Genomic DNA, 8316 nt, shown 5'->3' on the forward strand with positions numbered 1-8316 from the left:
GTAACGAGATAATAGGTTGTCTGCCAAGGGGCTGCGCCCGTTTACCGCAGCGTCTGTCAAAGGATGTTCAACGAGAAAACTACCCGGAGGCGAGTCAGGGCGTCCGAGGTGATCCGTTTTGCGTTCAGGCGCCGGCGCGTGCCTGTCCTTTGACTGGTTTGGACCTGTTCAGGTCCGCGGCGGCCAGGGGGAGGGAGCTTCTGCTTCCGGGACGTTCGCCTCACTTGAGAGTTGCGCACCGATGATGAAGAAAGCGATAGGAAATACTTTCGGTATCGAAGCAAGTTTACCTAAAGTTAGTTATTCTATCGAATACTTGGTGGTAAATATTGTCTCGCGGCTTTGCTGGCCGCTACGTCATCGTTGGCCTGCAACAAAGAAATATAATGCAGGTGGAGCATTGGGGGAAACAATGGGATCGTTTCTGGCGAGGATCAGCCTCAAATTTCAGATTGGACTGATCGGGATAGCCGCCTCGACCGGTATGCTGGCCATCGGGGCGATCTATTTCACTGCCCAGAATACCCTGTCCGGCTATGAAAGTTCGTTGAGTGCTGCCGAACAGCTCGAGCATCTCGCGAATACGGCCAATGTCGAACTGCTCGAGATGCGCCGCGCCGAGAAGGACTTCCTGCTGCGCCGCGAGGAGAAGTACGTTAAGCGCCATGGCGAGCTGACGCAGGCCTTCGAGAAGGACCTGACGAAGTTCGACGACCTCATGGCCAACTATCCTGAACTCTCCGGCATGTCCGGTCAGGTCACGATCCTGCGCGACGGCTTTGCCGCATACCGCAGCAGCTTCGGCAAACTGGTCTCTGCTCAGCATAAGCTCGGTCTTGACGAGAATTCCGGATTGCAGGGCACTCTGCGCGCCTCTGTCCGGGCGGTCGAAGCAAAGCTCGCCGAGGCCGGCGATCCGCGCCTGACCAATCTGATTCTGATGATGCGGCGCCATGAGAAGGATTTCATGCTGCGCCTCGACGCCAAATACGGCGAGGACATGAAGAAGCGGGCAGACGAGTTCGCGACGGCGCTGTCCTCGTCGCTCGTTGCTCCGGCGGCCCAGGGCGAGATCAGGCGCCTCATGACCGGCTACCAGAAGGACTTCGCGGATTACATGACTGCCTCGCTCGATCTCGGGAACGAGACGAAGGCGCTTTCAACCGCCTATGCCAAAGTCGATCCGGCGGTCTCGGCCATTCTTTCGGCCGCGGCTGACGGATATGTGCGCGCCAAGGCCGGGATGCAGGCGGCTACGGCCTCCACGACCCGGACGATGTGGATCGCCATCGGCCTGGCGCTGTCGGCCGTTGCGGCGCTCTCCTGGATCATCGGACGCGCCGTGTCCAAGCCGATCCTCGCCTTAAGCAATACGATGGCGCAGCTCTCCCGGGACGACGTTTCGGTCGAGGTCTCCGGGCAGGGGCGCCGGGATGAGGTGGGCACGATGGCCCGGGCCGTGCAGGTCTTCAAGGACGCGATGATCGCGAAAAGGGCTGCCGACGAGCAGGCCGCTCTCGAGGCCGATGCCAAGTCCCGCCGGGCCGAGATGCTCGACCAGTTGACGAAGCGGTTCGAGATGAATGTCTCCGCCCTGACCCGGTCCCTGTCGGCGGCCGCCACCGAGATGGAGGCGACCGCGCAGACCATGAGCCAGGTGGCGAACGACACCACCCAGCAGTCGCTGACGGTGTCCTCCGCCGCCCAGCAGGCCTCATCCAATGTTCAGACGGTTGCTGCCGCCACCGAGGAACTGTCGATCTCCATCCGTGAGATCGCGTCGCAGGTGAGCCAGTCGTCAGTGATCGCCGAGCGGGCCGTGGTGGATACGCGAAAGACCACGACCACGGTGCAGGAGCTTGCGGCCAGCGCCGAAAGGATCGGCAACGTCGTGCAGTTGATCAACACCATCGCCGGCCAGACCAACCTGCTTGCGCTCAACGCCACCATCGAGGCCGCCCGCGCCGGAGAAGCCGGCAAGGGGTTTGCTGTGGTGGCCTCCGAGGTGAAGGAACTGGCCACCCAGACCGCCAGGGCCACCGAGGAGATTTCGCAGCAGATCGCCTCCGTCCAGCAGGCGACCCAGCTGACGGTCTCGGCCATCCAGGAGATCGGCCGGACCATTGCGGAGATGTCCCAGATCTCCGTCTCAATCGCGGCCGCCATGGAACAGCAGGGTGCCGCCACCACGGAGATCGCCCGCAACGTGCAGCAGGCGGCCCGCGGGACGGACGAGGTCACCGGGAGCATTCAGACCGTGCAGCAAGGGGCCGGCGAGACCGGTGCGGCCGCATCCCAGGTTCTGAGCGCGGCCCAGGAGCTGGCGCACAACTCCAACGACCTCACCCGCGAGGTCTCGACCTTCCTGCAGGACGTGAAGGCCGCCTGATTACTGATGCCCGTCTATCATCGTCGCCGGAATCGTTCTGTCCGGCGACGATGCTGTTCAGGGCGTTGTCACGCCGCCTTCCACGCCTGCTGGGCCGTCATCTTCTCGATCTGCTCGTCGGCCCGTTTCGCCGCGGGGCGATGGACGTGCGGCTCGATATAAGCCTCGAAGGCGCGGCGCTTCTCGATCATGCCCGTCGCCATGCCCCATTGCAGGTGGCTGGCAAGCAGGACGTCGGCGGCGGTGAAGCGATCGCCTGCCACATAGGTCCGACCTTCCAGCCAGGCGGAGAGCGTATCGAGCACACGCGGATAGGAGCCGTAGCCGAAGCGCATTTCCATATCAGACGAGGGATCCCAGCCGATAGCGTGGTTGGAGGCGGCAGGTTCCAGGCAGCCGACGGTGAAGAACAGCCAGCGGTAATAATCCCCCCGATGCTGGGGCTCGGGCGCAAGGCCCGCCTCGGGGAATGCATCGGCCAGATAGGCGCAGATGGCGGCGGCCTCCGTCACGACGATCCCGCCGTGCTGGATGGCCGGCACCTTGCCCATGGGATTGACGGCGAGGTATTCCGGCGCCTTCATCGTGGTCCCGTAATCCAGCACCTTGATGGTGTAGGGACGGCCGATCTCCTCCAGCATCCAGTGCACGATGCCGCCGCGCGATTGCGGATTGGTATAGAAGACGAGGTCTGCGCTCTTGGTTTGCGTGCTCATGGGTGTCTCCCGGGTGGTGTGTGAACGGGAGACTGAATAGCGCGTGCCACTGTCAGATTCTGGCAGCAGCGTTTTCTGCCATTCCTTCATGAGCTGCCGGCGCGGCCGGGGCAGGCGCTCGGGCAGGATCTCGGCCGCCTCGATCCGGTCGGTGCGGAAATGCCGGAAGCTTCCCCGCAGCTCGCACCAGGCCACCAGCACGCGGGTCGATTCGAAGAAGCCGATCGACACGGGCCAGATGATCCGCTCGGAGCGCGCACCCTTCTCGTCGGTGTAGCTGAGGGACAGCTTCCGCCCTTCGTTCAGGGCGCGCCGAAGCAGCGCGAGATCCACGGGCTGCGGCCGATCCCAGCCGTGACCGACCACCAGGGCGTCGTCCTCCATGCGCTCGCGCAGGTCGGCGGGAAGCACGGCGGCGACTTTGGCCATCACGTTGCGGGCCGCCTGTCCCATCCCCTCGTCGGTGCGCCGCCCAACCCATTGGAGGCCAAGCGCCAGCGCCTCGATCTCCTGGGGCGAGAACATCAGGGGAGGGAGCAGGAAACCGGGCTTCAGCACATAGCCGAGCCCCGGCTCGCCCTCGATCTGCGCGCCCATGCCCTGGAGCGAGGCGATGTCGCGATAGAGCGTGCGCAGGGAAATCTCCGCCTCCCTGGCCAGCACTGCCCCGCTCACCGGACGGCGGTGCCGGCGGAGGATTTGCAGGAGATCGAAAAGGCGTTCGGCGCGTGACATGGCCGAAGCTTAGCATGACATCCTGACAGATGGTGACAGCATGGTCGGGCTGAGCTGTGGGTGGAGAGCGCGTCGGCCTTCAAGGGCGCTTGTGGCGGGTATCGATGGCGGGGGCCTGCCGGATGGGATGTGCTGCAATCTCCTCATGAAACCCCGGGCAATGGATCGCTGAAAAGGATACGGGAACGAACGAAGGCATGGGTCCTCAGTCCCAGGGCCGGTCAGGCCCTGGGCTTGAAGGCAATCGAGGGTGGCGCGTCGTGCAGCCCGGCTCGATGTCTGTTGGTGAAAGTGAGAGCCAAGCTGCTCATCACGCGCGGTTTGTTTCAGCGGACCTGGATCAAGCCAGGATCGGCCACCCGCGATCACAGGCTTGCGAGACCTGCGGCGGGACCGCTCCTCGCCCCGTTCTTGCGACGCCTCGCGAGCGCGCCCCTCGTCGGGCGAGGATGGGTGATGTTATAGCGAAGACTGCTGCTTTTGTCAAGAACAAAATGAGAACATGGCTCCTGCGCCCCCGGGTCGAGATCACCCGAGCGGGGCGGGCGCTGGCGCTTGTGCCGCCGACGGGGCGCAGGCGCGCAGGAAGGCCGCGAGGCCCGCCTGCAGCCGCTCCGGCGCGTCAGGCTCGCGCAGGTCCACGGTGACGCAAGCCTCCGGCACGAGCCGCGCGGACATGGTGGCGAGAACTTCGCGGAGGGCCGCCTGGGCGTGAGAGGCGCGGGGCGCGGTGTTGATGAGCATCACCGGCTTGCCCGGGAAGTCCGGCATGCCCACCAGCCAGTCGAGGGCGTTCTTGAAGGTGCCGGGAATGCTGTGTGCATATTCCGGACAGGCGATGACGAGCCCGGCGGCCTCGGCCACCTGCCGGCGGAAATCGGCTACCATGTCCGGCAGCGCGTGCATTTCCACATCGAGGTTGAAATGGGGCAGGGTGCCGGTGCCCTCAAAGAGCACGAGCGCGACACCCTCGGGCGCGAGGGTCTGCAGCGCACGCAACGCCATGATGTTGAACGAGCCGTCCCGCAGGCTGCCGGAGAGGGCGAGGAGGTTCATGGGCCTGCGGATACCCGTTCGGGGCGCCTGGCGGGTTTGGCGGTGTTGAGCGCAGCGGCGGCCTGAATGAGGGTTTGGAAGGCCTGCTCGTCGAGCGCATCGCCCTCGCGCAGATCGATGGCGCGGCGGGTGTTGCCGTCGAGGCTGGCGTTGAAGAGGCGGGACGGGTCGTCAAGCGCGGCGCCCTTGGGAAAGGTCAGTTTCACGACGGCCTTGTAGGCCTCGCCCGTGCAGATGATCCCGGCCTTCTCCCACACCGGAACCCCACGCCACTTCACCGCCTCGACCACATCGGGCACAGCCTGCCGGATGAGCGCCCGGACCCACGCCAGCGCCTCGCCGCGCCAGTCGTTCAGGTGCTGGATATGAGCGTCGATCTGTTGGGAGGGCGTTTCTCCGTTTTCGTCCTCCACGGCACTTTTGTCCTTCTGCATGGTGGTTGTAGCTTAGCGATCACGCCGCCATTGAGGCATAGGCAAAGGGCTGGGCTGGGGCGGGGTATACTCGATGCAGGTGCCATCTTCTTTGCACGAGATTACCTTCGTCCGCGTCAGACCAGTCCTGAAGGTTTGAATTCCCGTGGAAGTCTCGGTTGTAACCGTCGTAAGGTCATCGGCCACCACGGCTGTTCCGCCGAGCATGATCTTGCCAGTTGCAAGAATAGATTTACTGCCCCTGGGCAGCCTGATCATGATCCTGAATTCGCAGTCGTTGGTCCTATTGCATGTATTGTCGACGACGGAAAACGTCATAAGCCCAAGATTGGTTATATCCTGATCCGTATAGATACTCGGTAAACGGGCAGGGATGCCGAATGGAGTCAGCTCGGCTTCAGACCAGATTTCATCCGGGTCGTAATTGACGTTCTCGTGAGTCAGAACTGGCGTGAGTCTGTATTCTCCAGCGGGCAAACCCTGAGCTTGTCCAAGGGTAGTCCCGGAGCCAATCAGGGCAATGGCCAAGGCGTTCAAGCCAATTAGACGTTGCATGATGGAAGCTCCGGTTTCTCTTCAGGTGGGCTGCATACCATGTGCGATAAAAGCAGCGAGCCCAGCTTGCAATACTTGTATGACCTCCGGCACAAGCCGCGCCAGTCCTTCAGCTTCTGGATTTTCGCGTCGATCTGTTGAGAGGGGGAGGGTGTACCCTCTGTATTTTCAGAGCCGCTATTCCTCAATGCTGCAGCCACTTTCTTTTAGTGACACTGAATGAGGGATGCTCAATTCAACAAGTTCAACCTTCTTTCTAGGGCCTCATCGCTTAGAAGCTCTCGATTATGTCGCAGCTCCCTGCAAACGTGGACGCATCCAGTAAACATCGCTTCTGCGGCAACCACTAAATCGCCTCGAGCATTCTCGAGGACTTTGCGCGTCGGCCGATCAAGCCAAATCAACTCTTTATCTAGAATACGTTGATTGCTTTGGATTGCTTCGTCCAAACGGCTAAGCCATAGACGGGCTTCATAATTGCCAATGTCTGAAAACGGCGAATTTTTCTGAAACAGATCGATTGCTTCTGCTACGTACTGTACTTGTTTCTTTATTTTTCCGCATAAGCAACATTATCTTCCCAATCATCAATGCATAGCAGGCTCGTCAGAACATAGGCTTCATCTCGGATCGCTGCAGCAGCGTCTGCTACAAATCGAGCAAACGAACGCTCGCGCAACTCTGTCTGGTAACGAGCAATCCAGAGAGAGCCTGCTACAGTTATACCTGCTCCAAGCGCAGAGCCAACGAGGGTTGCGACGCCTCCATCAAGAACCGATGAGTTTAGCCAGGGAGCTGACGAAAGCCCGGCTAAGTACCCAGCGAGAACTGATGTTATGATCGGCGCCCAGGTTGTTACTCTGAAAGCCGAAACTGCCTTCATTGCCCTTTTTGCGGTTGAAAGCATTATTGCGTACGCCGTGTGAGCAAGGGAGAATCAGAATCAGGAGACAGTCAACTATCTGATTTGGCACTCTGACAATTCAATTTCGTAATTATCAAAGCCATTTTCCTTCAATGCTGCGGCTATCTGATCTTTGGTTAGATTGCAGTTAGGACCAATTATAACTCTCTCTATTGCTCGTCTATAATCAAAGGAACCGTTTCGAAAACGTCCGAACGGAAACTCAAGATACTTTATCCTCCCAGAGTCGCGTGAGCGCTCTTTAGGCTGTGTCCATTCAACGGGTGCACCATTGGGAAGGAGGCTCGTCAACGAAAACCCAGCTTTGGATTCATTAGGTGACCTAATTGGTTGAACGTGAGCTAATCTGATTTCACGTTCGTAGGCCCATGATGAATGTTTAAGAGACGTCATCATAGCGAAGGCTGCGGATCCAGCCTCAACCCAATACTCGAAATCACCAAAGCTGCGATTAGCATCTATCTGTGCTGCTATTTCCAACGCCTGCCTTCGAAATTCTATAGACGTGTCTCCAGTGAGGTATTTAACCTTCTGAATTCTTGCAGGTGTGTCAGTAACTGCTGATGGCCTAAGAGTCTGACTCAGAAAGACCGGTCTGGTTTCAGGGCCTTACAAGTCTTCTGGTCAGCATCCGAATATGGGCGATGAAGATCCAAGCCACCGCACTTTCAATCGACGCTTCAAAGTCCTTGGCCAGGCGGCGGCAGCGTCCAAGCCAACCGAAGGTTCGCTCCACAACCCAGCGGCGCTTGAGGACCGCAAAGCCTTTGCCCGCGTCGGAGCGCTTGATGATCTCGATGGTCCAGTGCCCAAGAGCGGCGACGGCGTCGCGCAGCTTGTCTCCCGCATAGCCACCATCGGCAAAGACATGGCGCAGCCAGGGATAGAGGACGCGGATGGATGTCAGCACCTCCATCGCCCCGTCGCGGTCCTGGATGTCGGCGGGATGAGCGCGCAGCCCGACCAGATGGCCTTGCGTGTCGGTGATGATGTGGCGCTTGCGGCCCTTGATCTTCTTGCCGGCATCAAAGCCGCGCGGTCCACCGCTTTCCGTTGTCTTCACCGACTGACTGTCGATCACGCCCGCGGATGGGCTCGCCTCCCGGCCGACCCTCTCGCGCGAGGCGGCCACAAGGGCATGGTTGATCCGCTCGAACGTGCCATCCCGTGACCAGGCATAGAAATAGCTCTGCACAGTGGAGTATGGCGGAAACTCCTTGGGCAACTGGCGCCATTGGCAACCGGTCGCGGCCAGATACAGGATCGCCTCAACCACCGCCCGCAGACATGTGGTGCGGGGACGGCCGATCCGCCGGGCGGCGGGCATGAAGGGCTTGATCAGCGCCCATTCGGCATCGGTGAGATTGCTTGCATAACGCAGTCCGTCTCGCCGATAGTGTCGGCGAGTGGCCTCAGTCCAAACCATCGTGAACTCCATCGAATCTTCGCAAATCCGACGGAATCACAAGGGCTTGAAGCCACTCAACCTTTTTCAGTCAGCCTCTT

6 protein-coding genes are annotated in these 8316 nt (G+C 60.5%); 1 reads left to right on the forward strand and 5 read right to left on the reverse strand.

What is annotated here, in order from left to right:
- The first annotated feature begins 412 nt into the window (after positions 1-412).
- A complete protein-coding gene (locus MA07_RS08340) occupies positions 413-2389 on the forward strand; it encodes a methyl-accepting chemotaxis protein (RefSeq protein ID WP_036349226.1) in 1977 nt (658 codons plus the stop codon).
- A gap of 68 nt (positions 2390-2457) precedes the next feature.
- Here MA07_RS08340 and MA07_RS08345 read toward each other — a convergent pair whose 3' ends face one another.
- The 5 genes from MA07_RS08345 to MA07_RS08365 all read right to left on the reverse strand — a co-directional run bounded on the left by MA07_RS08345 (position 2458) and on the right by MA07_RS08365 (position 8236).
- Complete coding sequence (locus MA07_RS08345) at positions 2458-3840, reverse strand: HTH domain-containing protein (protein ID WP_036349228.1); 1383 nt, start codon at positions 3838-3840, stop codon at positions 2458-2460.
- A 528-nt stretch (positions 3841-4368) separates the two neighbouring features.
- Positions 4369-4896 carry an NADPH-dependent FMN reductase gene (locus MA07_RS08350; RefSeq protein WP_052002954.1) on the reverse strand — a complete coding sequence of 176 codons (528 nt, stop codon included), beginning with the start codon at positions 4894-4896 and terminating at the stop codon, positions 4369-4371.
- Entirely contained in the window at positions 4893-5330 is a 438-nt protein-coding gene (locus MA07_RS08355) for a DUF1801 domain-containing protein (RefSeq protein ID WP_036349231.1), read from the reverse strand. Before MA07_RS08355 ends, MA07_RS08350 begins: the two co-directional genes overlap by 4 nt.
- 12 nt (positions 5331-5342) lie before the next feature.
- Complete coding sequence (locus MA07_RS08360; RefSeq protein ID WP_036349234.1) at positions 5343-5885, reverse strand: hypothetical protein; 543 nt, start codon at positions 5883-5885, stop codon at positions 5343-5345.
- A 1526-nt stretch (positions 5886-7411) separates the two neighbouring features.
- Entirely contained in the window at positions 7412-8236 is an 825-nt protein-coding gene (locus tag MA07_RS08365; protein WP_152568675.1) for an IS5 family transposase, read from the reverse strand.
- Between the last annotated feature and the right edge of the window lie 80 nt (positions 8237-8316).

The sequence above is a fragment of the Microvirga sp. BSC39 genome, from assembly GCF_000739015.1.
GTDB lineage: Bacteria > Pseudomonadota > Alphaproteobacteria > Rhizobiales > Beijerinckiaceae > Microvirga.

Bases quoted from the DNA above. Each gene is read 5' to 3' on its own strand.
- MA07_RS08355 (WP_036349231.1), bottom strand. From the start codon at position 5,330: ATGCAGAAGGACAAAAGTGCCGTGGAGGACGAAAACGGAGAAACGCCC.
- MA07_RS08365 (WP_152568675.1), bottom strand. From the start codon at position 8,236: ATGGTTTGGACTGAGGCCACTCGCCGACACTATCGGCGAGACGGACTG.
- MA07_RS08360 (WP_036349234.1), bottom strand. From the start codon at position 5,885: ATGCAACGTCTAATTGGCTTGAACGCCTTGGCCATTGCCCTGATTGGC.
- MA07_RS08345 (WP_036349228.1), bottom strand. From the start codon at position 3,840: ATGTCACGCGCCGAACGCCTTTTCGATCTCCTGCAAATCCTCCGCCGG.
- MA07_RS08340 (WP_036349226.1), top strand. From the start codon at position 413: ATGGGATCGTTTCTGGCGAGGATCAGCCTCAAATTTCAGATTGGACTG.
- MA07_RS08350 (WP_052002954.1), bottom strand. From the start codon at position 4,896: ATGAACCTCCTCGCCCTCTCCGGCAGCCTGCGGGACGGCTCGTTCAAC.